The 22951-nt window shown below is 58.3% G+C and carries 20 protein-coding genes; 18 read left to right on the top strand and 2 right to left on the bottom strand.

What is annotated here, in order from left to right; translation table 11 throughout:
- The first annotated feature begins 64 nt into the window (after window positions 1-64).
- From potA to KQI11_RS11640, 9 genes are all read left to right on the top strand, one after another.
- Window positions 65-1114, top strand: coding sequence for a spermidine/putrescine ABC transporter ATP-binding protein (potA, locus tag KQI11_RS11680; protein WP_021658863.1), 1050 nt, complete (start codon window positions 65-67; stop codon window positions 1112-1114).
- Window positions 1111-1923: an ABC transporter permease gene (locus KQI11_RS11675; protein ID WP_059005476.1), complete on the top strand. Its 813-nt coding sequence runs from the start codon at window positions 1111-1113 to the stop codon at window positions 1921-1923. Before potA ends, KQI11_RS11675 begins: the two co-directional genes overlap by 4 nt.
- A 14-nt stretch (window positions 1924-1937) precedes the next feature.
- The gene (locus KQI11_RS11670) at window positions 1938-2726 is read left to right on the top strand and encodes an ABC transporter permease (protein WP_044992208.1); all 789 of its coding nucleotides are present in this window, start codon (window positions 1938-1940) and stop codon (window positions 2724-2726) included.
- Window positions 2723-3970 carry an ABC transporter substrate-binding protein gene (locus KQI11_RS11665; protein WP_216402244.1) on the top strand — a complete coding sequence of 416 codons (1248 nt, stop codon included), beginning with the start codon at window positions 2723-2725 and terminating at the stop codon, window positions 3968-3970. The genes KQI11_RS11670 and KQI11_RS11665 overlap by 4 nt, the downstream gene beginning before the upstream one ends.
- Before the next feature lie 200 nt (window positions 3971-4170).
- On the top strand, window positions 4171-5007 hold the full coding sequence (locus KQI11_RS11660) for an endonuclease/exonuclease/phosphatase family protein (protein ID WP_185916052.1): 837 nt from the start codon (window positions 4171-4173) through the stop codon (window positions 5005-5007).
- A 146-nt stretch (window positions 5008-5153) separates the two neighbouring features.
- On the top strand, window positions 5154-5927 hold the full coding sequence (locus tag KQI11_RS11655; RefSeq protein WP_216402243.1) for a hypothetical protein: 774 nt from the start codon (window positions 5154-5156) through the stop codon (window positions 5925-5927).
- 267 nt (window positions 5928-6194) lie between these two features.
- Complete coding sequence (locus tag KQI11_RS11650; protein WP_216402242.1) at window positions 6195-6968, top strand: nitroreductase family protein; 774 nt, start codon at window positions 6195-6197, stop codon at window positions 6966-6968.
- Window positions 6969-6980: 12 nt separating this feature from the next.
- A complete protein-coding gene (locus tag KQI11_RS11645; protein WP_216402241.1) occupies window positions 6981-7346 on the top strand; it encodes an ArsR/SmtB family transcription factor in 366 nt (121 codons plus the stop codon).
- Window positions 7343-8098, top strand: coding sequence for an EFR1 family ferrodoxin (locus KQI11_RS11640; RefSeq protein WP_216402240.1), 756 nt, complete (start codon window positions 7343-7345; stop codon window positions 8096-8098). The genes KQI11_RS11645 and KQI11_RS11640 overlap by 4 nt, the downstream gene beginning before the upstream one ends.
- Before the next feature lie 261 nt (window positions 8099-8359).
- Here the strand turns inward: KQI11_RS11640 and KQI11_RS11635 are convergent, their stop codons facing one another.
- Together KQI11_RS11635 and KQI11_RS11630 are read right to left on the bottom strand one after the other, a co-directional pair.
- Window positions 8360-8641 (bottom strand): hypothetical protein, encoded by a 282-nt coding sequence (locus tag KQI11_RS11635; protein WP_216402239.1) that lies wholly within the window; start codon window positions 8639-8641, stop codon window positions 8360-8362.
- A gap of 73 nt (window positions 8642-8714) precedes the next feature.
- Window positions 8715-10271, bottom strand: a complete 1557-nt coding sequence (locus KQI11_RS11630) for a Na+/H+ antiporter NhaC family protein (protein WP_185916058.1) — start codon at window positions 10269-10271, stop codon at window positions 8715-8717.
- 200 nt (window positions 10272-10471) lie between these two features.
- Between KQI11_RS11630 and KQI11_RS11625 the strand changes: the two genes are divergently transcribed.
- The 9 genes from KQI11_RS11625 (at window position 10472) to KQI11_RS11585 (ending at window position 22698) form a co-directional block, all read left to right on the top strand.
- On the top strand, window positions 10472-11353 hold the full coding sequence (locus KQI11_RS11625; RefSeq protein WP_216402238.1) for a DegV family protein: 882 nt from the start codon (window positions 10472-10474) through the stop codon (window positions 11351-11353).
- A gap of 472 nt (window positions 11354-11825) precedes the next feature.
- Window positions 11826-12929: a BMP family lipoprotein gene (locus KQI11_RS11620; RefSeq protein WP_216402237.1), complete on the top strand. Its 1104-nt coding sequence runs from the start codon at window positions 11826-11828 to the stop codon at window positions 12927-12929.
- 332 nt (window positions 12930-13261) lie between these two features.
- Window positions 13262-14356, top strand: coding sequence for a BMP family ABC transporter substrate-binding protein (locus KQI11_RS11615; RefSeq protein WP_216402236.1), 1095 nt, complete (start codon window positions 13262-13264; stop codon window positions 14354-14356).
- 581 nt (window positions 14357-14937) lie between these two features.
- Complete coding sequence (locus KQI11_RS11610) at window positions 14938-15999, top strand: BMP family ABC transporter substrate-binding protein (protein WP_216402235.1); 1062 nt, start codon at window positions 14938-14940, stop codon at window positions 15997-15999.
- Between the two features lie 630 nt (window positions 16000-16629).
- Window positions 16630-18171 (top strand): ABC transporter ATP-binding protein, encoded by a 1542-nt coding sequence (locus tag KQI11_RS11605; RefSeq protein ID WP_353653978.1) that lies wholly within the window; start codon window positions 16630-16632, stop codon window positions 18169-18171.
- A complete protein-coding gene (locus KQI11_RS11600) occupies window positions 18164-19243 on the top strand; it encodes an ABC transporter permease (RefSeq protein WP_185916064.1) in 1080 nt (359 codons plus the stop codon). The genes KQI11_RS11605 and KQI11_RS11600 overlap by 8 nt, the downstream gene beginning before the upstream one ends.
- A complete protein-coding gene (locus KQI11_RS11595; RefSeq protein ID WP_216402234.1) occupies window positions 19243-20175 on the top strand; it encodes an ABC transporter permease in 933 nt (310 codons plus the stop codon). Before KQI11_RS11600 ends, KQI11_RS11595 begins: the two co-directional genes overlap by 1 nt.
- 105 nt (window positions 20176-20280) lie before the next feature.
- Complete coding sequence (locus KQI11_RS11590; RefSeq protein ID WP_216402233.1) at window positions 20281-21222, top strand: nucleoside hydrolase; 942 nt, start codon at window positions 20281-20283, stop codon at window positions 21220-21222.
- 525 nt (window positions 21223-21747) lie between these two features.
- Window positions 21748-22698: a nucleoside hydrolase gene (locus KQI11_RS11585; protein WP_216402232.1), complete on the top strand. Its 951-nt coding sequence runs from the start codon at window positions 21748-21750 to the stop codon at window positions 22696-22698.
- Window positions 22699-22951: the final 253 nt, after the last annotated feature.

Below are 22951 nucleotides of genomic sequence, written 5' to 3'. Positions count from 1 at the left end.
AAAGCTGTCGCGCGCAAGCCGGGAGGCGGCCTGCAAAAAACCGCAAAGGGGATGTGATAAAGAGATGAAAAACAATATAATTGAAATCAAAAACCTTGTCGTCGACTACGACGACGAACGCGTCATCGACGGGATGGACCTGGACATCGGCGACAAGGAGTTTGTGACATTGCTAGGGCCATCCGGCTGCGGCAAAACCACCACCCTCCGCGTCATCGGCGGGTTTGTGGAGCCGACAGCAGGAGAGGTCCTTTTTGATGGCAAAGACATCAAGGCCCTGCCGCCCCACAAGCGGCAGGTGAACACCGTCTTTCAGCGCTATGCCCTCTTTGCCCATCTCAATGTCTTTGAGAATGTGGCGTTCGGGCTGCGCATCCAAAAGCTGCCGGAGCAGGAGATCGCCAGCCGGGTGCAAGAGATGCTGGCCCTGGTCAACCTGTCGGGCTACGAGAAGCGCAGCATCGACCAGCTGTCGGGCGGACAGCAGCAACGGGTGGCGATTGCCCGCGCCCTGGTGCTGCGCCCCCGCGTCCTCTTATTGGACGAGCCTCTGGGCGCCCTGGACCTGAAACTGCGCAAGGGGATGCAGGTGGAACTCAAGCGGATCCAGAAGAGTTTGGAGATCACCTTTGTCTACGTGACCCACGACCAGGAAGAGGCCCTCACCATGAGCGACACGGTGGTGGTGATGAACGACGGGGTCATTCAGCAGATCGGCTCTCCCGAAGATATCTACAACGAGCCCATCAACGCCTTTGTGGCCAACTTCATCGGCGAGTCGAACATCTTGCCGGGCATCATGCGGCGGGACTTCCTGGTGGAGTTTGGCGGCGCGGAGTTTGTCTGCGTGGACAAGGGCTTTGAAAAGGACGAGCAGGTGGACGTGGTGGTCCGCCCGGAGGACGTGAAGATCGTCCCCCAGATTTCCGGCCAGATCACCGGGGTGGTGGAATCCATCATCTTTAAGGGGGTACACTTCGAGATCGGCATCGACTCCATGGGCTACCACTGGAAGGTCCACTCCACCCAGAGCGAGCAGGTGGGCGCCGTGGTGGGGATGACCCTCACCCCCGACGACATCCACATCATGCGGAAGATGGAGGGGGAGAAATGAAGTCAAAGCTGCCCTCCCTCCCGTACCTGATTTGGATGGCGGTCTTCATCGTCGTCCCGGTGGGGCTGGTGCTCTACTTTGCCTTCACCACTCAAGACGGGGCCTTCACCATTGAAAACATCTCCCAGGTGGGCCAGTACACCGGGGTGCTGCTGCGCTCCATCTGGCTGGCGGCGGTGGCCACGGTCATCTGTCTGCTGATCGCATACCCCCTGGCCTTCTTCCTCTCCCGCACCCGGGCCTCTGTCCAGCGGACCTTCATCATGCTGGTGATGCTCCCCATGTGGATGAACTTCCTGCTGCGCACCTACGCCTGGATGACCCTGCTGGAAAACGGCGGCCTCATCAACAAGTTCCTGGGCTTTTTCGGCCTGGGCCCGGTGCAGATGATCAACACCTCTGGCGCGGTGGTGCTGGGGATGGTCTATAACTACCTGCCCTTTATGATCCTGCCGCTGCACTCCATCATGGTCAAAATCGAGAACACCACCTTGGAGGCGGCCCAGGACCTGGGCGCCAACTGGTTTCAGAGCTTTCGCCGGGTGGTCTTCCCCCTGAGCCTGCCCGGGGTGATGACCGGCGTCACCATGGTGTTCGTGCCGGCCATCTCCACCTTTATCATCTCCCGGATGCTGGGGGGCGGCGGCAACAGCCTCATCGGCGACATCATCGAGCTGCAGTTCATCGGCGCCAGCTACAACCCCCACATGGGCTCCGCCATCTCGCTGGTGCTGATGGTGATCGTGCTGCTGTGCATGAGCCTCTTTAACCAGTTCGACAGTTCTGGAAAGGAGGGCATCTACTCGTGAACAACAAAAAGAAAATGTCCTTTGGCGCCAAGTTCTACATGGTGCTGGTCTACGCCTTTCTCTACCTGCCCATCTTGGTGCTCATCGTCTACTCCTTCAACGAGTCCAAGAGCCGGGCGGTCTTCTCCGGCTTCACCTTTGATTGGTACGCCAAGCTCTTTCACAACGAGGCCATCATGTCCGCCCTCCTAAACTCCCTGGTGGTGGCGGTCATCGCCTCGGTGGCGGCCACCGCCATCGGCACCCTGGCGGCCGTGGGCATCAACGCCATGGGCCGCAAGATGCGCAGTTTGGTGATGAACTTCACCTATCTGCCGGTCATCAACCCGGAGATCGTCATCGGCGTCTCGCTGATGCTGCTGTTTGTCTTTCTGCGCTTTCAGTTTGGGCTCACCACCCTCATCATCGCCCACATCACCTTCGATGTGCCCTATGTGATCCTCAACGTCATGCCCAAGCTGCGCCAGATGGACGCCCACCAGGTGGAGGCGGCCCGCGACCTGGGCTGCAACCCGGTGCAGGCCTTCTTCAAGGTGGTCATCCCCGAGATCATGCCGGGGATCATGTCCGGCTTTTTGATGGCCCTGACCTACTCCTTCGACGACTTCATCATCAGCCACTTTGTGGCCGGCCCCACCGCCCAGACCCTGCCCCTGGCCATCTACTCCATGACCCGCAAAAAGGTCAGCCCCGAAATCAATGCCCTCTCGGCGGTGATGTTCGCGGTCATCCTCTCCCTGCTGGTGATCTACAACCTGATTTCCGCCCGGCGGGAGCGCAACAAAGGGAGGGCGGGAAGATGAAAAAAAACCGTCTTTTCAAGCGGGTGTTCTCCCTGCTGCTCTGCCTGGCACTCCTCCTCTGCGCCGCCTGCCCGGTCCTGGCCGAGGAGGACGGCTACGAGTTCGACACCACCGGGGTGGACTACCAGAAGTTCCGGGGGCAAAATGTCTCCATCAACGTCTACAACTGGGGCCTCTACATCGCCGAGGGCGAGGACGACTCCATGAACGTCTGCAAGGAGTTTGAAAGGCTCACCGGCATCAAGGTCAACTACACCAACTTCGCCACCAACGAGGAGATGTACGCCAAACTCAAGAGCGGCGCCTCCAAGTACGACGTGATCTTCCCCTCCGACTACATGGTGGGCAAGCTCATCGAGGAGGGGATGTTGGCCGAACTGAATTTCAAGAACATCCCCAACTACGACCGCTATGTGGACGACAACTTCAAGAATCTGGAATACGACCCCGAGGGGAAGTACTCGGTGGCCTACACCTGGGGGACGGTGGGCATCCTCTACAACGCCGCCATGGTAGAAAAAGAGGTGGACAGCTGGGACATCCTCTGGGACATGGACTACGCCGGCCAGATCTTGATGTTCAACAACTCCCGCGACGCCTTCGGCATCGCCCTGAAGAAGCTGGGCTACTCGATGAACACCACCGACAAGGACCAGCTCAAAGAGGCGGCCGACCTGCTCAAGGAGCAAAAGCCCATGGTGCAGGCCTATGTCATGGACGAGATTTTTGACAAGTTGGGCGCAGGCGAGGCGGCCATCGCCCCCTACTACGCGGGGGACTACGCCCTCATCAAGGCCGACAACCCGGACATCGCCTTCGCCTTCCCCAAAGAGGGGGTCAACCGCTTTGTGGACGCGGCCTGCGTGCCCAAAGACTGCAACAACCAAGAGGCGGCGGAGCTCTTCATCAACTTCCTCAACGACCCCGCCGTGGCCTACGAGAACTTCGAGACCATTGGCTACTCCTCCCCCAACACCGGGGCGGTGGAGCTGATGGACGAGGAGGAGAAGGCCGACCCGGTCCTCTACCCCGGGGACGAGGTGTTGGGCAGCGCCGAGACCTTCCTCAACCTGGACGACGAGACCAACGAGTACATGCAGCAGCTCTGGATCGAGGTGCTCAGCGACGACCAGAACGTCAACCGCTGGATCATCCCCGTCTTTGTGGCGGGGGCCATCGCCGTCTCCCTCTTCATCAACGTGCGGCGGAGCGTCAAAAATCGCCGCAAGCGGTATGAAAAATAGCGCTTTTTACAGGGGAGGACAGCCAACGGCTGCCCTCCCTTTTTTGCCCTCTACGGGGGGTGGGGAGGAGGCGCTGTCGGGGCGGTAAAAAAGCTTACAAAGCCCTTTCAAAGTGCTGAAAATTCCTCCCAACCCCCTGGGGACAGGTTCCCTTTTGCGGCGATTGTGGTATACTGAAAAGGTAAGTTGGAGGGATAGCTGTGAGTGAGCAGGTGCTGAAAGTCATCACCTTTAACCTCAAGCGGGACAGCCGATTTGCCCGCAAAAAAATATGGGAAAACCGCCGGGAGCTGGCGGCCGGGGTCATTCGCGACTCGGGGGCCAGCGTGGTGGGGGTGCAGGAGCTGATGCCGGTGATGCGCCAGGACATCGCCTCCCTGCTGGAGGGATACAGTCTCTTTGGCTGGGGCCGCAAGCGCAATTTGGGGGACGAGCACTCGGACATCATCGTCAAAAACGAGGACGTGGACGTCCTCTTTCACGACACCTTCTGGCTCTCCAAGAGCCCGGCCAAAATCGGCAGCCGCTACGCCTTCGCCATCTTCCCCCGCATCTGCACGGTGGTGGAGATCTATTTGAAGAAGGTGCGCCAGCGCATCCGGGTCTTCAACACCCACTTTGACCACCTGCTGCCGGTGGCCCGCAACCTGGAGGTCAAGGTCATCTTCGACCGCATCGCCGAGTACCAGCGGATCGACCCCCTGCCCACCATCCTGATGGGGGACCTGAACGCCGGGCCCCGTTCGGGGTCGGTGCGGCGGATCCAGGAGCGGTCGCTGAAAAACGGCCCCCGCTTTCAGGACGTCTTCACCGCCCTGCAAAACGGGGGACAGGGGGTCAACACCTTTCACTATTTCAAGGGAAAGGACAACACCACCCGGCGGCTGGACTACATCTTCGTCACCGAGGAGTTCGAGGTGTTGGACGTGCAGCTGGACAAGCGCAGCGAGGACGGGTTCTACCCGTCGGACCACTACCCGGTCATCTGCACCCTGCGGCTGCGCACCCAGGACGCCAATTCCCAGGCCGCTGACTGACGGAAAACCGCGAACTGCCCGGGCGGGCGGCGCACATCGCGCCGCCCGCCCTCTCTGTCTGGGGCAGACCTTGTCCGGGCCGGGCGGATGTGCTATACTTTTCACTACATTGCGGCCGCAGATGCGGCGCGGGGGAGGGGTCTGTTTTGACACAGGAGATCAAGCGGCAGGCGAAGGAGCTCTGCCGGGGCCAGAGGGGGCTCTATCTGGTGGCGCTGGTCTACTCCCTCCTGGTGACAGCGGGGGGCGCGGTGGGCTATTTTCTCCCCCAGGGGGAGGCATTGACCCTGGGGCTGACCCTGGTCTCGCCGGCGGTCAAATGGCTGCTCTTCCCCCTCTCGCTGGGGTTTGTGCGCGCCCTCTGGCGGGTGCGGGAGGAGGAGCGGGCCCGCATGGCTGACCTCTTCTGGTTTTACGCAGCCCCCGGCCGCCTCTGGCGGGCGCTGGCCCTGGGCCTCTGCACCGACGTGCTGATGAGCTTTTTTTCCGCCCTGCTGAGCCGGGCCGACGGGCTGATGGCCGTTCGGGGCACCGGGGGACTGGGCACCGGGCTGGTGCTGACGATCTTCTCCCTGCTGGCGGTCATCTTTTCCCTCTTTGTCCTCCTGGCCAAGTACTGCCAGGCCCTGTCGCCCCGGCGCGACCCCCTGCAGTCGGTGGCGGCCTCCTGCAAGGCCATGCGCCACAACTTTGCACAGGTGATCGTCCTCATCCTCTCCTTTATCCTCTGGATCGTGCCGCCGGAACTGGCGGGGATGGCGGCGGAGGGCTACGGCCTGTGGGCGGCGATAGGGGTGCGGCTGGCCTGCTCGCTCTACCTGGCCTATGTCAACAGCTATATGGGGATGGCCCAGCTGATCCTGGCCGACTTTATCCTCAAGCGGCGGGATCCGGACTACCGCCCCGCCCTGGAGAGCTGACAAAAACATGCGCCCCCAAATGGGGAACGCGGAAGTGGATATGGGGCGGCGGCGCGGCCAAGAGGGCTGTGCCGCCGCCCCATTTGCCGTCTGGGAGACGCCTTTGTCCCCCTCCCTGTGGGAAAGCCACACCTGCCCTGGCGGGGGATGTCGGGTGATAGAGAGCCCATTTTGGGCCGGATGGGAACCAATTTCTTTACCGATGTTGCGTTGCCCCTGCCTCTCTGTTATAACAGTTAAAGAAGGTTGACGAAAGGGTGGGGAGAGATGAAACAGCGCCAGGTGCTCATTGACACAGAACGCTGTGTGGGGTGTGGTCTGTGCAGCCGGGTCTGCGTCGCCCGCAACATTGCCGTCAGCGGTCAAAAAGCGGGCACAATAGGGGAGGACTGCATCTTTTGCGGGCAGTGCTCGGCAGTCTGCCCGCAAAAGGCCATTTCCATGGTGGGTTGTGGGGACGGACAGGTCGAGAAAAAGAGGGATGTCCGCCTCTGTCCCGACGACGTTTTGGACGCCATCCGCTTTCGCAGGAGCATCCGCACCTTTCAGCAGAGGGAGATCCCGCGGGAGGTGCTGGCACAGGTTTTAGAGGCGGGACGGCTCACCCACACGGCAAAGAATGCGCAGGACCTCTCCTTCGTCGTCCTCGACAGGGAAAAAGACCGCGTGGAGGGGATGGCGGTCAAGCTGTTCAGGGCGGTGCGGCCGATTGCGGGCTGGTTTAGCCCGCTGGCGAGGAACAGCCGGATCGACGATCACTTTTTCTTCTTTCGCGCCCCGATCGCCATCGCCATCCTGGCAAACGATCCGACGAATGGCGTCCTCGCCGCGCAGAATATGGAGTTTGTCGCAGAGGCAAACGGCCTGGGCGTGCTGTACAGCGGCTTTTTTACCATGGCCGCCCGCGTTTCGCGAAAGATAAAGCAGGTGCTCGGCGTCCCCAAGGGGAAACGGGTGGCCATGACGCTGGTGCTCGGCTATCCGGGCGTCAAGTATCTGCGGTCGACCCCTCACCGGGCGCTGGACGCGCGCTATTTATAGGGGGGATCGGAAATGGAAAAGGGGTGCGAGGAAACCTGCCGGCAGCTCGCCGACGGCTTTCGGCAGTGCCGGGATGCCTTTACGGCGATCGGCGACGAGACGAGGCAGGCCCTTTTGCTGGCGCTGTTGGAGAGCGATTTGGCCGGGATCCGGGTGGGGGAGATCGCCCAGAAAACCCACCTCACCCGCCCTTCTGTCTCCCACCACCTGAAGATATTGAAAGAGTCTGGCATCGTCGCCATGCGCCGGGAGGGGACGAAGCACTACTACTATTTGAGCGCCGACGAGACGCGGTGGAGAGAGATGGCCGATTTGGTGGGCCGCGTCTATTCGAGCATCCGGCACATCGGCGCGCCATCGGAGGGGGAAGAAGGATGATTTTGTATTTTTCGGGGACGGGAAACAGCGAGTATGTCGCCCAAAAGCTGGGGCGGGCGATCGACGACGAGGTCCTGAACCTCTTTGAGGCGATTCGAAGCGACGACTTTTCAGAGTTGCGCTCCCAGCGCCCCTGGGTGGTCGTGGCCCCGACATATGCCTGGCGGATCCCCCGCCTTTTGCAGCGGTGGCTGGAGCGCACCCGTCTCGCCGGGAGCGCGGAGCTCTATTTTGCCATGACCTGCGGCGGGAGCATCGGCAATGCGGGGCAATACCTGGCGGAGCTCTGCGCCCAAAAGGGGATGAACTACCGCGGCTGCATGGAAATCGCGATGCCCGAAAACTACCTCGCCCTGTTCACCACCCCGACCAGAGAGGAGGCGCTGCGGGCGATAGAGAAGGCAGACAGGGTGATCGAGAGCGCGGCCCGCCTCCTCAAGGGCGGCGAGGATCTTCCCGCGTCAGAGGTCTCCTTCGGCGACCGGGTCAACAGCGGGTTGGTCAACCGGCTCTTTTACCCCCTGTTTGTCCGCGCCAAGAAATTTTACGCCACCGGCGACTGCATCTCCTGCGGCAGATGCGTCGACGTCTGCCCCCTCGGCAATGTCCACCTGGCGGGCGGACAACCGGTGTGGGGGGACCGCTGTACCCACTGCATGGCCTGTATCTGCCGCTGTCCCAAAGAGGCCATTGAGTACGGGCGGCACAGCAGGGGCCTGCCGCGCTACACCTGTCCCAAAAGGGCGCAATAGGCGCGCTGGAGAAAAAAGAAGGGCACAGGGCCGCACGGGGCCCTTCTCCCCCTTGCCCTGCAAAGGGGGGAAGGGCGGTGGCCCCGGCACGGGGCGTCCACTGTCCCCCGACGGGGGAAGCGGGTGCTGATAGCCGCTGTCGCCCCAAGGGGCCCTCTGGGTGCAGAGGGCTTCCTCCTTCGCGATTTCTCCGCACAGGGGAGGGCGCAAAAACAGGGCCGGTGGAGCAAATACTGCTCCACCGGCCCTGTTTTGTCTAAATTATCGATCGCCTTCTGGGGGGGCATCGTCTCCCTCCGGCTCCCGGATCTCCAGGTGCTCGGCAGGGGACTCTGGGGGCTGGGGCTGGATCTCCAGCTTTTCCACTGGCCCGTCGTAGGCGCGGCTGTTGGCCCGGTTGAACTCCTCTTTTTGCTGTTGCTTTTTCTTGTAGTGGTTGCTGATGAGCTTGCGGACAATAAAGACCGCAATGAGCATCAGCAGGGCGTATACCAGGGTCTGCCCCGCCATGTAGGAGGCGCGGACCAGCGATTCGTTGTCCATAAAAGTTCCCCTTTCCAAGGTCGTGTGTGCTTGCCCGCGCGGGGCGGATGGATTTGCCGGGAGGGGCGTCTGCCTAGCGGCCGGCCGCCTCTGCCTCGGCCCGCTCTTTTTTCATGGTGCGGCGGTGGAGGAAGAGGAGGGAGAGCAGCAGCAGGGCCACAGCCACCGCCAGGGTGAGGAGGGCGTTGGCGGTGAAGCCCGCCACCAAAAAGCCCACAAAGCAGCAACCGGCGGCCAGGGTGGCATAGGGCAGTTGGGTAGAGACGTGGTCGATGTGGTTGCACCCGGCCCCCGCGGAAGAGAGGATGGTGGTGTCGGAGATGGGGGAGCAGTGGTCGCCGTAGACCGCCCCCGCCAGGATGGCGGCGAAGATAATGGGGATCAGCTCCGGCGCCGAGTAGCGGGAGATCTCCACCGAGATGGGGATGAGCATGGCGAAGGTCCCCCAGGAGGTGCCGGTGGCGAAGGCGAGGCCCCCCGCCACCGCGAAGATGATGGCCGGGAAGAACTGCAGCGGAAAGTGGGAGGAGCGCACCAGCTCGCCCACGAACTGCCCGGTGAGCAGGTACTCGGTGCAGACGCCGCCGATGGACCAGGCCAGCACCATGATGGTGATGGCGCTGGTCATGGACTTGAAGCCGGAGTTGATGCCGGCAAAGAACTCTTTATAGGTCATCAGCCGCCGGGGCAGGTAGAGGAGCAGGGCCACGACCAGGGCGCCAAACGCCCCGTAGGCGAGGGAGGCGTTGGAGTCGGTGTTGCCGAAGGCGGCCATCAGGCCGACCTTTTCGCCGTCCACTACAGTGCCGAAGCCGCCTGTCCAGAGCATGGAGGACACGGTGAAGAGGACCAGGGCGACGATGGGGAGGACCAGGTCCCAGATCCGCCCCTTCTCCGAGGGGACGATCCCGTCCAGCTCGTCCTGCGAGTGGGCGGCCTTGCTGCCCTTTACCTCCCGCCCTTCCCGGGCGGCCTTCTCAAAGCGCTCCATCGGGCCGAAGTCCAGCTGGCAGAGGGAGAGGGCGAGCACCATGACGATGGTGAGGATGGCGTAGAGGTTGAAGGGGACCGACTGCAAAAAGGTGGTCATCCCGCTCTGGGTGGCGCCGGTGTCCGCCAGCACCGAGATGGCGTAGGCCGCAAAGCTGGAGATGGGGGCGATGGCGCAGATGGGGGCGGCGGTGGCGTCGATCACATAGGCCAGCTTGACCCGGGAGATCAGGTGCTTGTCGGTGATGGGGCGCATCACGGTGCCCACGGTGAGGCAGTTGAAGTAGTCGTCAATAAAGATGAGCAGGCCCAGCCCGCTGGTGGCCAGCATGGCGCTGGAGCGCTTTTTGATTTTTTTGGTGGCCCACTCTCCGTAGGAGCGGGAGCCGCCGGACATGGTGATGACGCAGACCAGGGCGCCCAAGAGGGAGAGAAAGACGATCATATAGGCATTTTCGCCGATTTTGGTTGTCATGAGGGAGAAGAGTTCCACCAGGGCCTGAAGGGGATTGCCGCCGGTGTAGATGAGCAGGCCCGAGAGGATGCCCACCAGCAGCGAGGAGATGACTTCTTTGGTGATGAGGGCCAGAACGATGGCCAAAATGGGGGGGAGCAGGGACCAGAAGCCGAAGTGCTCCATAGCGATGACCTCCTTTAGTTTTGCTGAAATCGACACAGCTTATCAAATTTTATCACAATTTGGGGGGAAAAACAATTGTGCCGACAAACTGCACATCTTTTTGAAGGCGGCCTTGGAGAAAAAGTGGGGAAAATGGGTTTGCCTTGATTTCCCAGTGCAGATACTATAAAATGTAGACAACAAACAGGGAGGTATCCAACATGGAAAACACCTATCTCATCACCACCGATTCCACCACCGATTTTGACCCCGCTTATATAAAGGAACACGGCATTCACATGGTCCCCCTCTCCTACGTGTTGGACGGGGTGAGCCACCCCGACCTCAACGCCACCGAAACGGGCGACTACAAGGCCTTTTACGACGCCCTGCGGGCGGGGGCCATGCCCACCACCTCGCAGGTCACCCCGGAGGAGGGGATCCGCTTCTTTGAGCCCCTTTTGCAGCAGGGGTACGACATCCTCCACCTGGCCTTTACCTCCGGCCTTAGCGGCACCTGCGGCAGCATGATGGTGGCCGCCGACGAGCTGCGGGAGAAATACCCCGAGCGCAAGATCACCGTCATCGACTCCCTCTGCGCCTCCCTGGGGGAGGGGCTGCTCTACCACCACATGCGCCGCCTGCAGGCCGAGGGCAAGAGCATGGAAGAGGTGGCCCAGTGGACCGAGCACAACAAGCTGCGCCTGTGCCACCAGGTCATCGCCGACGACCTGCACCACCTGCAGCGGGGCGGCCGCGTCTCCAAGACGGCGGCGGTCTTTGGCACCATGCTGGGCATCAAGCCCATCATCCACGTCAACAACGAGGGCAAGCTCATCCCGGTGGGCAAGGCGCGGGGCCGCAAGGCGGGGATCGAGTCCCTGCTCAAGACCATGGAAGAGAAGTTTGTCAAGGAGGACAACGATGTGGTCTACATCTGCCACGCCGACTGCCTGGAGGACGCCCAGCAGACGGCCAAGCAGATCAAGCAGCGCTTTGGCGTCAAAGAGGTGTACATCAACTACATCGGCCCGGTCATCGGCAGCCACACCGGCTGCGGCACCATGGCCATCTTCTTCCTCGGCGACAAGCGGGACATGTAAACAGCGGGAAAAATGAATAGAAGGGCGCCTTCATACAGTGGGTGAAGGCGCCCTTTTTTGCACTGAAAAAAGGGGCGGTTGCCCCGCGCCTGAAAGAGGGAAGACTTCGCGCATTTTCACCCGGGAAAGGAAGCGGTCACAGGGTGAAAGTTATTGAATGTTTTTAGCGAAAATGATAGTTGCATGCAGTTTGCACATTTTGGGGCGGCCGCCGGAAACAGGGGGAGAAAGAAATCTTTGACAAGAAAGTTGTAGCATTTTACTACAATGAAATGTAAAAACGGTTTCTCATATGAACAACTTACATATAAAAAGGGAAAATGTACAAAAATCAAAATTGCTTTTAATGGAAATCGGCAAAGATAGGTCAATTGAATTGACAAGGCATTCCCAGCTGACTAAAATTAGTTACAGCAAAACCCGTTTGACAATCCCCGTGTGGCGCGGGGAACCATTTGGAGGAGGTTTCAAAATGAAAAAATTACTGGCATCTTTGCTTGCCGTGACCATGATCGCCTCTCTGGCGCTCGTTGGCTGCGGCGACAGCAAAGACAAGGGCACCGGTGACAGCAGCGGCGACAGCAAGGGCGGTATCAAGAGCATCTGCTTTGTCACCACCAACCTGGGCGACAAATCCTTTAACGACATCGCCAACGACGGCATTGTCAACTCCGGCAAGAAACTGGGCCTGGAGTACAAGGTCATCGAGTACGGCACCGACAAGTCCAAGATGGAGCCCGCTTTCCTGGACGCGGCTGAGAACTTTGACATGGTCTTCTTCTCCAGCGGCGAGCAGCTGGAGCTGATCCAGCGCCACGCGGAGGAGTTCTCCGACGTGAAGTTTGTCGGCTTTGACATCGACCCCGACAAAGACCCCAAGTTCCCCAACATCTTCTGCATCACCTACGCCCAGAACGAGGGCGACTTCCTGGCCGGCGCGCTGGCTATGAAGATTTCCAAGACCGGCGTCATCGGCTTTGTCGGCGGCGCTGAGGCCCCCGTCATCAACGACTTCATGGTCGGCTACATCGAGGGCGCTCTCCACGCCAAGGCTGACGGCAAGGTCGCCATCGCCTTCGTGGGCGACTACACCAACGCCCCCAAGGCCAAAGAGTTTGCTCTCCTTCAGATCACCACCAACAAGGCGGACGTTCTGCACGGCGTGGCCGGCGGCGCTGGCCTGGGCGTGTTCGAGGCTGCGGCCGACAACAAGGGTGTCTGGGGCATCGGCGTTGACGCCGACCAGCAGCAGTTCTTCGTGGACTCCAAGCCCGAGATCGCCAACGTCATTCTGACCTCCATGCTCAAGCGCAACGACATTGCCATCGAGGACATCGTCACCCGCACCTGCAACGGCGACACCAGCGACTTCGGCACCATCAAAAAATGGGGCGTTGAGAAGGAAGTTACCGTTCTGGTCGAGAACGACTACTACAAAGAGAACACCACCGAAGAGCAGCGCGCATTTGTCGACGAGTGCAAGAAGGGCATCATCGACGGTTCCATCAAAGTTTCCACCGGTTACGGCATGGACCAGGATACCCTGAACGCCCTGCGCAACAAGGCCAAAGCCTAAAGAGAGAGGTCTCTCAACAAGCGGGTTTTCAAACAGCTAATCAAATCAAAAGAGGAGAGCGGTTTCGCTCTCCTCTTTTTTGCGTGCAGGGAAAGGACGCGCCGCGGAGGATCCGGCGGCGGGGGGAAAGCCCTTCAAAAGAAAAGGCCCTGTTGAGAGAGGTAAAACAGGACCCCTTACCGATATTTTTGTTGAATGAATACAAAATGTACGGCGATAACAATTGAAAAGAGAGAAGATTTTATCTACATGTTGACATATTTTTATATATAGTATATGGTCAAGGCAACAACCCCACCCTTGAGAGGGATATTTTGAGGAGGCTGCTTGACATGAAGAAAATTGGCGCACTGGTATTGGCACTGACATTGACAGTGGGGATACTCCTGACTGGCTGCGGCGAGAGCAAGGAGGGAGGCGGAACGGGCGAGAGCAAAGAGGGGGCCATCAAGAGCGTGGCGTTCCTTGCCGGCGCGCTCGGCGACAAGTCGTTTATCGACATCTCCTATGCCGGCATCAAATCCGCCGGCGAAAAGTTGGGCATCACCTATAAGGCTGTGGAGTACGGCAGCGACAAATCCAAGATGGAACCGGCCCTTTTGGACAGCGCGGAGACCTACGATATGGTCATCTTTTCTGGCAACGAATTTTTGGAGTACCTGTACAAATACCCCGACGATTTCCCGAATACCAAGTTTGTGGCCTTTGACATTGAGCCGGGCACCGAAATCAAAATGGCCAACGTCTTCGCCATCACCTTCCGCCAATGCGAGAGCGACTACCTGGCCGGCGCCTTCGCCATGACCTTGAGCGATACCAAGGTGGTCGGTTTCCTGGGCGGGATGGAAGCCCCTGTCATCAACGACTTCTTGGTCGGCTTTATCGAGGGCGTACAGAGAGTGGACTCCAACGGCAAGGTAGCGCTGGTCTACAACGGCTCTTACAGCGACGCCCCCAAAGCTAAGGAGTTCTGTTTGATGATGGTCAACCAGAACAAGGCGGACGTTTTGCACCAGGTCGCCGGCGGCGCTGGATTAGGGGTGTTCCAGGCCTGCCAGGAGGCTGGCATTTGGGGCATTGGCGTGGACGCCGATCAGTACGAGTTCTTTAAAGATGAAAAACCTGAAATCGCCGCAGTCATCATCACCTCTGCGGAAAAGAGGGTGAACGTGGCGCTGGAAACCGCCATCACCGACACCTACAACGGCACCGCTACCTACTACGGCACCCGGGAGGACTGGGGCATTGAAAAGGGCGTTGCCGACCTGGCCCAAAATGAGTTTTACGAGGCCAACGCGCCGCAGGCCTGCAAAGATGCAGTCAACGCGGCCCGCGAAGATGTCAAGAGCGGCAAGGTAAAGGTCACCACCGGTTACGGCATGGATCAAGAGGAGCTGAACAGACGTCGCAACTCGGTAAAACCGTAGAAATTTCTCTTTCTTTCAAAAGGAGAGGGCGCGTAGGCGCCCTCTCCTTTTGATTGGACAGATGAAGTGGGAAGGAAGGTCCGCAGAGAGTTGGGGATAAAGAGCGGGGAAAAGGAAATTGGAAATGGGGAGTAGGCAGTTGGGGAGAACAGCTTTTATCTTTATGAAATAAAAAAGTGGATACTTTTCTATTTGTCCAGTTGTTGGGCAGAGGTCTACCACATAGAAAACGCCTGCAAAAAGGGGCGATTCCCCGCTTGAAAGGGCCATTTTCCCCGCAGGGGAAAACAAAAGAGATTTTTGCGAAAAATCACATTTGATAGGAAAAATCGCACAAAAGTTGGGAATGAAACGCCTATTTATATAAGGAAGGGTAACTTTTAAATGGAATTTATGGTTTTATATAAATCGTGCACAAAAAAAGACCGAGTTTTTGTTCCATATTAGAGAAAACGGTTCGATTTTATTGACGAATTGTTACGAAAGGATTATACTGCAAACATGGAAAAACCCATCTCAAGTATTTTTATGGGGAGGCTATTCGAATGAAAAAACTTCTGGCAATGCTGCTGGCGGTGACCATGGTCGCGGGTTTGGCCCTGACCGGTTGCGGCGACAGCAAGGATGAAGGCAACGCCGGTGGCGACGCCAAAGAGGGCGCCATCAAGAGTGTTGGCTTCATCTGTGGTAACCTGGGCGACAAGTCCTTCAACGACATCTCCTACGAGGGTGTCAAGTCCGCCGGCGAAAAGCTGGGCATCACCTACAAGGCAGTTGAGTACGGCACCGACAAATCCAAGATGGAGCCCACTCTGCTGGACAGCGCTGATGCGTACGACATGATTATCTTCTCCGGCAACGAGTTCCTCGAGATCCTCGAGAGACACGCCGATGAGTGGCCCAACACCAAGTTCGTCTGCTTCGACATCGAGCCGGGCACCGATATTAAGATGTCCAATGTCTTCGCCATCACCTTCCGCCAGTGCGAGAGTGACTACCTGGCCGGCGTTTTCGCCATCACCCTGAGCAAGACCAAGACTGTCGGTTTTGTCGGCGGCATGGAAGCCCCCGTTATCAACGACTTCCTGGTCGGCTTCATCGAGGGTGTCCAGAGAGCTGACGCCAACGGCAAGGTCGCCATGGTCTACAACGGTTCTTACACCGACGCCCCCAAGGCCAAAGAGTTCTCTCTGATGATGGTCAACAACAACAACGCTGACGTTCTGCACCAGGTCGCCGGTGGCGCTGGGCTGGGCGTGTTCCAGGCCTGCCAGGAGAAGGGAATCTGGGGTGTTGGCGTGGACGCTGACCAGTACGAGTTCTTCAAAGACGAGAAACCCGAGATTGCCAAGGTCATCATCACCTCTTCCGAGAAGAGAGTGAACGTGGCTCTGGAGACCGCCATCACCGACACCTACAACGGCACTGCCACCTACTACGGCACCCGTGAGGACTGGGGTGTTGAGAAGGGCGTTGCCGACATCGCCGAGAACGACTACTACCAGAAGAATGCTCCTCAGGAGTGCAAAGACGCTGTGAACGCTGCCCGCGAGGACATCAAGAGCGGCAAGGTGAAGGTCACCACCGGTTACGGCATGGCTCAGGACGAGCTGAACAAGCGCCGTGACTCTGTGAAACCGTAAACTGTTCATTCAGCAATAAAAGAGAAGGGCGGAGAATCCGCCCTTCTTTTTTGTGTCAGCACTGCAACACAAACCGCTTGTTTGCTAAAAAGCAATTTTTCTTCAAAGGGCATGGAAAAGTTTTCAGTAAAATGAAAGGGATTGATAAGCGGAGGAAACAGCAGGAAACTCATGTTGGATAACAAAGTTGTGAACGAACTGTAAAAATGAGGAAACTGTTATATTTGACAAGAGGGGACCGCTGCAAAACTGCAATCATCTATACAGTTATACAAATTAAGTTCAGTTTGTTTTTAATGTTTATGGCAATTTTATCTAGATATTTTCAAACATTCCTCTTAGCAAAAATTCAGAAATTGACAACTTGCATAAAATCCAAAAGCCATATATGTGCTATAAAGAGGTTTTCTTCATTCCCTGTTTACATTTCCAAGCAAATTGGTTAGAATTTATGATAGTGAAATTAGTATTGGGTGCCGTGCGGCGTTTGGTGCGGCCGCGGTTTACAGTGCTAATCTTTGGGTGTCCCGAGCGCCCGAAATCACGAAAATCTACTGCAAATGTCCTGTCAAAAGGCAGGCCGTTTAAAGGTAAGTACGAGGTGATTGTATGCCAGAAGAAATTCTATTAATGGACAACATTACCAAAGTGTACGCCAATGGCTTTGTGGCCAACAAAGACGTAACATTGTCCGTTAATAAGGGCGAGATCCACGCGCTGTGTGGCGAGAACGGCGCTGGCAAGTCCACCTTGATGAAGGTCCTCTTCGGTAGTGAAACCCCCGAAGAAGGCCGCATTGTCATCAAGGGAGAAGAGGTCAAAATCAACAACCCCCTGGAGGCTATCGCCCTTGGGGTCGGCATGGTTTGGCAGCACTTTATGCTCTGCCCCTCTTTGACCATCGCTGAAAACCTGATTCTGGGCATGGAGCCCAAAAAGTTCGGCAAGTTCGGGCCGCTGAACATGGCGCAGGCCAACAAGGTCGCCCAGGAAGCCTGTGAGAAATACGGCTTCAAGCTGGACGTCACCAGAAAAGTAGAGGAGCTGGCTGTCGGCAACAAGCAGAAAGTCGAGATCCTCAAAGCTCTGATCCGCGGCGCCGAGATCCTAATCCTCGACGAGCCCACCGCCGTTCTGACCCCGCAGGAGACCGCCGAGCTGTTCGTGCAGCTGCGCCACCTGAAAGAGCTGGGCCATACGATCATCTTCATCTCTCACCACCTGGACGAGGTCAAAGAGCTCTGCGACCGCCTGACCGTCCTGCGCCTGGGCAAATCCGTGGGCACCGCCATCGTGGCAGACGTGACCCAGCAGGATATCTCCCGGATGATGGTCGGCCGCGACGTCATGCTGAAGATCGACAAGACCAAAGCTCAGCCCGCAGAGACCGTGCTGAAGATCCGCGACCTTACATATAAAGACGAAGAGGGCCGCGACATCGTTAAGGGCTTCAGCGCCAGTGTCCGCAAGGGCGAGATCGTCGGCATTGCCGGCGTTGAGGGCAACGGCCAGCGCGAGATCTCCGAGATCATCACCGGCCTGCTGCCGCTGAACAACGGCGAGATCACCATCGACGGCCAGTCCATCCGCGGCAAGTCCATCCGCCAGATCCGCGAGATGGGCGTCGCCCACATCTCTGAGGACCGCATGACCTACGGCTGCTCCGAGAACCTGTCGGTCAAGGACAACATCATCTCTGACCGCTACTACAAGAAAGACTACAAGCAGGGCCCCCTGATGAACAACAAAAAGCTCGACACCGAAGTAGACGAGCTCATCAAGGAGTTCCTGGTCAAATGTGGCGACCGCAATGAGCCGGTCCGGATGCTCTCCGGCGGCAACATGCAGAAGGTCGTCGTCGCCAGAGAGTTCTCCGGCGAGACCCGCCTGATCGTCGCCAACCAGCCCACCCGCGGCATCGACGTCGGCGCCACCGAGTTTATCCGCAGAAAGCTCGTCGAGCTGAGAGATAACGGCGCGGCTGTTCTGCTGATCACCGCAGACCTCAACGAAGCGCTGGAATTGAGCGACAGCTTGGTTGTCATGTGCGGCGGCGAGATCGTTGCCTACTTTGAAGATGCCTCTCAGGTCACCGACTTCATTCTTGGTGAGTATATGCTGGGCCTGAAGAGAATGTCCGACGAGGAAATCGGGAGGGTCTGCTATGACTAGTAAACAAATTGAAAAACGCTTTGACTTTTTCAAAACCGTTCTCTGTGTTCTCATTTCTTTTGTAATTGCGTTTATCCTCATCCTGATGGTCAGTAAAGACCCGTTTGAGACCTTCAAGGTCTTCCTGATCGGGCCTCTGCAGTCCGTCCGCCGGATGGCAAACGTCATTGAGCTGGCAATCCCCCTGACCTTCTGCGGCGTCGGTGTTGCCATCATGTACTCGGCCAACCAGTTCTCCATGATCACCCAGTCCTCCTTCTTCCTGGCGGCCTGCTTGAGCTCCTGGTTTGCCATCTACGTGAAGCTGCCGAAGGGCCTGCACAGCCTGCTGGTCATCTTCATGGGCGCTATCATCGGTGGTGCCATCGCCGCTGTTCCCGCCTTCATGAAGGTGAAATGGAAGGCCTCTGAGGTCGTTTCTTCCCTGATGCTCAACTACATCGTCAACAACTTTGTCGCCTACTTCTTGATTTACATCTTCAAAGATAAAGACGCAGGCTTCAACGCATCCTACGAGTTCCACAAGTCCGCCAAGCTGACCGTTCTGATCAAGGGCACCCGCATTCACACCGGCATCATCGTCTGCGCCCTGGTCGTGGTCTTCGCTTACCTGCTCCTTTACAAAACCAAATGGGGCTACGCCATTCGCGCAGTCGGCCAGAACCAGGATTTCGCCAAGTACTCCGGCATCGCGGTTGCCTCCGTTATGATGTACTCTCAGATCATCGGCGGTGTCATCTCCGGTATCGGCGGCTCTGTCGAGATGATGGGTCTGTTCACCCGGTTCACCTGGGAAGCTCCCCCGACCTACGGCAACGACGCTCTGATGGTCGGCATCCTGGCTCGCTACAACCCCGCGATGGTTCCCCTGTCTGCTCTGTTCCTGGCATATATCCGTACCGGTGCTGACGTCATGTCCCGTGTTACCGATATGCCCATCGAGTTCGTGTTCATCATCCAGGGCGTTGTCATCATGCTGGTTGCCGCCGACATGTTCCTGGCCAAGTGGAAACACAAGCTCATCGTTAAGAATGCTCAGAAACAGATTGCTGTGAAGGAGGTTGCGAAGTAATGTTAGAACAGATTTTTTCGACTCTGTTTAGTTGGGCTACCCTGAAAGCTGCTCTGCGTTTTACAACCCCCATCCTGCTGGCTTCTCTGGGCGCTATCTTTACTGCGAGAGCAGGCGTTCTGAACCTGAACTTGGAAGGTACTATGCTGGCCGCAGCTTTGGGCGGCGTTCTCGGGTGCCACTACGGTGGAAGCCTCTGGACCGGCGTTCTGGCCGCCATTCTGGTAGGCGTTTTGATTGCTGCTATCCTCGCTTGGGACGGCATTTACATGAAATCCAACATGGTGCTTGCCGGTACCGCTTTGAACACCTTCGTCTCCGGTCTTACCATATTCGTACTGTTTATGATAACGGGTGAGAAGGGCACATCAACAAAGCTGACCAGCTACAAAATGCCCAGCATCGACATCCCCCTGATCAAGAATATCCCTGTTCTGGGCGAGATCCTTTCCGGGCACAGTATCCTGACCTACTTTGCCTTCACCTGCGTGTTCATTGCCGCCTTCCTGCTGTTCAAGACCGCCATTGGTCTGCGGATCCGTGCAGTCGGCGAGAACCCCGATGCCGCTGAGTCTGTCGGCGTCAACGTCAAGAGGATCAAAGCCATGTCTCTGATCATCTGCGGCTTCTTCGCTTCTCTGGGCGGCGCCTACCTCTCCATGGACTATGTGACCTGGTTCCAGCGTGAGATGACCTCTGGCCGTGGCTTTATCGCCCTGGCTGCTATGAACCTCGGCAACTCGCATCCTGTTGGCACCATGCTGGCCGCCATGCTGTTTGGCGCTGCCGAAGCTATTGCCACCATCCTGCAGTCGCTGAAGATCCCCTATCAGCTGGTTTTGATGATCCCTTACTTCGTCACCCTGATCGGCCTGATCGTCTACGCTATCCGTCGCGAAGCGAAAATCAAAAAGCTCCGCATGTCCAGATAGTCAAAATCCGAATACCTTGCAAATGGATAGCTGTTTGGCTATCCATTTGTTTTTTCCAAGGCAGCCGACCCAAATGGCTGCAGCTTTTCAAAGGAGGAGACATCTGTGGAGAAAATCCCCGTTATTATCGACTGCGACCCTGGGCACGACGACGCCATCGCCCTCACCATGGCGCTGGCCAGCGAGAAGTTGGAGGTGCTGGGAGTGACCCTGGTGGGGGGCAACCAGACCCTGGAGAAGATCACCAAGAACTGCCTGACGGTGCTCGACTACATTGGCAAAGAGGTGCCGGTGGCCGTGGGGGCCGAGGGCCCCATCCGCAGGGAGCTGACGGTGGCGGCCAATGTGCACGGAGAGAGCGGACTGGACGGCCCGACGCTGCCGCCGCCCCACTCCAAACCCGTTTCCACCCACGCAGTCGAATTTATGCGCCGGTTGATTGAAGGGTGTGACCGTCCGGTCACCCTGATCCCCCTGGGCCCCCTGACCAATATCGCCACCCTCTTTTTGGCTCACCCGGAACTCAAGGCGAAGATCAGCCGCATTTCCCTGATGGGTGGGGCCGCCATCAGCGGCAACCGCACCCCAACCACTGAATTCAACACCTGGCAGGACCCGGAGGCGACCCACCTGGTCTTTTCCTCCGGCATCCCCATCACCATGTGCGGCATCGACATCACCCACAAGGCACTGATTCGGGACAGCGACATCGCCGACTTCCGGGCCATTGGCAATCGGGCGGCGGTGATGGTGGCCGATCTGCTGGATTTCTTCTCGAGTTACTACAAGTCCATTGGCGTCAATGAGACCCCTCTGCACGACCCGGTGGCTGTGGCCTGGGTCATCGACCCCACCATCTGCCGGACAGAACACCTCAATGTCTCGGTCGACCTGGACGGCGAGCACACGGTGGGCTGTACGGTGACCGATTTTCGCGGCGTCACCGGCAAAGAGCCCAACTGCGATGTGGGATTGGACATTGACCGGGAGGCCTTTGTCGATCTCATCAAAGAGCTATTGCACCATTACGACGAACAGGCCGCTTAAGTGTTAAAACCGCATGGGAGACCGGCGGCAGATGGCCGCGGCATACGGCAATGCCCATTGCAATTCGCCTTGCAGGGCAAAGAGCTAGGAGCCGGAGGGGAGCTTGTCACCAGGACAGTCCCGTGATCAAAACCGCCTTGGTGCAGCCGGATGGGCGTGAGTGCTTTCAACAGGCAAACGGCGCCCGATGGCTGTGCGGGGGGCCGGGCCAGCTGGCGCGGCCAGAGGGGAACTCCCGCTCCGGCGTTCAGGAGAACGCCCTGCGGCCAGGGTCCGCAAAGGTGAAAACAGTGCCGGCCGGGAAGATCCCCCAAGGGGCCAAGCCGATTGCCGCAGAAACTGAGAACTTGGAGATATTGAGAGCTGGGCAGCCGGGATGTCGGCTGCAGCCGACACTGCGGAACCGGCTGACAGCTGGCCGCACAGGCCGGCGAACTGTCACAAAAGAGAGCGCTTTCCAAGGGCGCTCTCTGTCGACTGGTATAACAGGCGGGCAGACCGCCATTTGAGAGGAGTATGATTCATTTGGAAAAGAGAATTCCCCTGATCATTGACACCGACCCGGGTGTGGACGACGCTTTTTGCCTGCTGCTGGCGAATTCCAGCGACCGGGTGGAGATTCGCGCCATCACCGCAGTGGCGGGAAATGTACCCCTGCACTACACCCTGGAAAACGCCCGCCGTCTGGCCGGGATGATGGGGTTGACCGAGACCCGGGTGGCGGCTGGAGCGGAAAAGCCGCTGATCGTGCCCCAGGAGACGGCGGAGATGGCCCACGGGAAAAACGGAATGGGGGGGCTGGAGCTGCCCGAGACCGACAAGGAGGTAGACCCCCTGCCCGCCTGGGACGTCATCTATGAAGAGTGCAAAAAGGCAGGGGGCGAGATGCAGGTCGCCGCGGTAGGTCCCCTGACCAACATCGCCATTGCCCTTCTCAAGTACCCCGAACTGAAGGGGTTGATCAAGCACCTGACCATTATGGGGGGCGCCCAGACGGCGGGCAACCATTCTCCCTACGGCGAGTTCAACATCTGGGCCGACCCCCATGCGGCGGAAATTGTCTTCCAGGCGGGAATTCCCATGACCATGATTGACCTGGACGCCTGTCACATGAGCTACCTCACCGACGAGGAGTACGACGTCTTTGTGGGGATGAGAAATCGGTACAGCGAGTGCTTCTTTGACTTTATGGCCAAGCGGGATGGGGAGCGCCGCAAGCGGATGGCGGGCACCCCCTATGCCGGCAAATACGGCCCCTGCGACGCGGTGACCATTGCCGCCCTGTTGGACGAGGACCTCTTTACTTACGAGTGTCTGCCCGTGTCGGTGGAGACCCACGGCCCCTGCATGGGCCGGACGGTGGTGGACTACCGCAACCGGGCGGGCAAGACCCCCAACTGCCGGGTGGTCAAGAGCGCCGACCGCCAGAAATTTGTCGACCTCTTCTACAAGATGGCGGAAGTCTACGCCAAATAGCATCCAGAATAAAAGAACGCGGCCGCAGTGCGCAGCCGCGTTTTTTTGTGCAAAGAAGGGGGAAGGACGTCCGGCTTGGCGCTGGGGAAAGTATCCTGTCTTTGCAGGCCGACTGCCGCAAGGCGGGGGCGGAACTGTCTGTGGGGGCTTGAGGGCCCTCCTTCCCAATGGGTAAAAACAGATGCCTTTTGCAGCTTGCCTGGCGGTCTCTTATTTGGGGAATTGCACAGATTTGGGAATGAATTGAAGCAGT

Source organism: Acetanaerobacterium sp. MSJ-12 (genome assembly GCF_018917875.1).
Taxonomy (GTDB): Bacteria; Bacillota; Clostridia; order Oscillospirales; family Ruminococcaceae; genus Bittarella; species Bittarella massiliensis.
The sequence above is the reverse complement of the archived record's forward strand: the minus strand, read 5'-3'. Positions and strand labels throughout refer to the sequence as shown.

What these genes read in the sequence shown, in the direction of transcription:
- KQI11_RS11640 (WP_216402240.1), top strand. Translation starts at nt 7,343, where the DNA reads ATGATTTTGTATTTTTCGGGGACGGGAAACAGCGAGTATGTCGCCCAA.
- KQI11_RS11670 (WP_044992208.1), top strand. Translation starts at nt 1,938, where the DNA reads ATGTCCTTTGGCGCCAAGTTCTACATGGTGCTGGTCTACGCCTTTCTC.
- KQI11_RS11615 (WP_216402236.1), top strand. Translation starts at nt 13,262, where the DNA reads ATGAAGAAAATTGGCGCACTGGTATTGGCACTGACATTGACAGTGGGG.
- KQI11_RS11630 (WP_185916058.1), bottom strand. Translation starts at nt 10,271, where the DNA reads ATGGAGCACTTCGGCTTCTGGTCCCTGCTCCCCCCCATTTTGGCCATC.
- KQI11_RS11675 (WP_059005476.1), top strand. Translation starts at nt 1,111, where the DNA reads ATGAAGTCAAAGCTGCCCTCCCTCCCGTACCTGATTTGGATGGCGGTC.
- KQI11_RS11595 (WP_216402234.1), top strand. Translation starts at nt 19,243, where the DNA reads ATGTTAGAACAGATTTTTTCGACTCTGTTTAGTTGGGCTACCCTGAAA.
- KQI11_RS11665 (WP_216402244.1), top strand. Translation starts at nt 2,723, where the DNA reads ATGAAAAAAAACCGTCTTTTCAAGCGGGTGTTCTCCCTGCTGCTCTGC.
- KQI11_RS11650 (WP_216402242.1), top strand. Translation starts at nt 6,195, where the DNA reads ATGAAACAGCGCCAGGTGCTCATTGACACAGAACGCTGTGTGGGGTGT.
- KQI11_RS11645 (WP_216402241.1), top strand. Translation starts at nt 6,981, where the DNA reads ATGGAAAAGGGGTGCGAGGAAACCTGCCGGCAGCTCGCCGACGGCTTT.
- KQI11_RS11625 (WP_216402238.1), top strand. Translation starts at nt 10,472, where the DNA reads ATGGAAAACACCTATCTCATCACCACCGATTCCACCACCGATTTTGAC.
- KQI11_RS11600 (WP_185916064.1), top strand. Translation starts at nt 18,164, where the DNA reads ATGACTAGTAAACAAATTGAAAAACGCTTTGACTTTTTCAAAACCGTT.
- KQI11_RS11635 (WP_216402239.1), bottom strand. Translation starts at nt 8,641, where the DNA reads ATGGACAACGAATCGCTGGTCCGCGCCTCCTACATGGCGGGGCAGACC.
- potA (WP_021658863.1), top strand. Translation starts at nt 65, where the DNA reads ATGAAAAACAATATAATTGAAATCAAAAACCTTGTCGTCGACTACGAC.
- KQI11_RS11605 (WP_353653978.1), top strand. Translation starts at nt 16,630, where the DNA reads ATGGACAACATTACCAAAGTGTACGCCAATGGCTTTGTGGCCAACAAA.
- KQI11_RS11610 (WP_216402235.1), top strand. Translation starts at nt 14,938, where the DNA reads ATGGTCGCGGGTTTGGCCCTGACCGGTTGCGGCGACAGCAAGGATGAA.
- KQI11_RS11620 (WP_216402237.1), top strand. Translation starts at nt 11,826, where the DNA reads ATGAAAAAATTACTGGCATCTTTGCTTGCCGTGACCATGATCGCCTCT.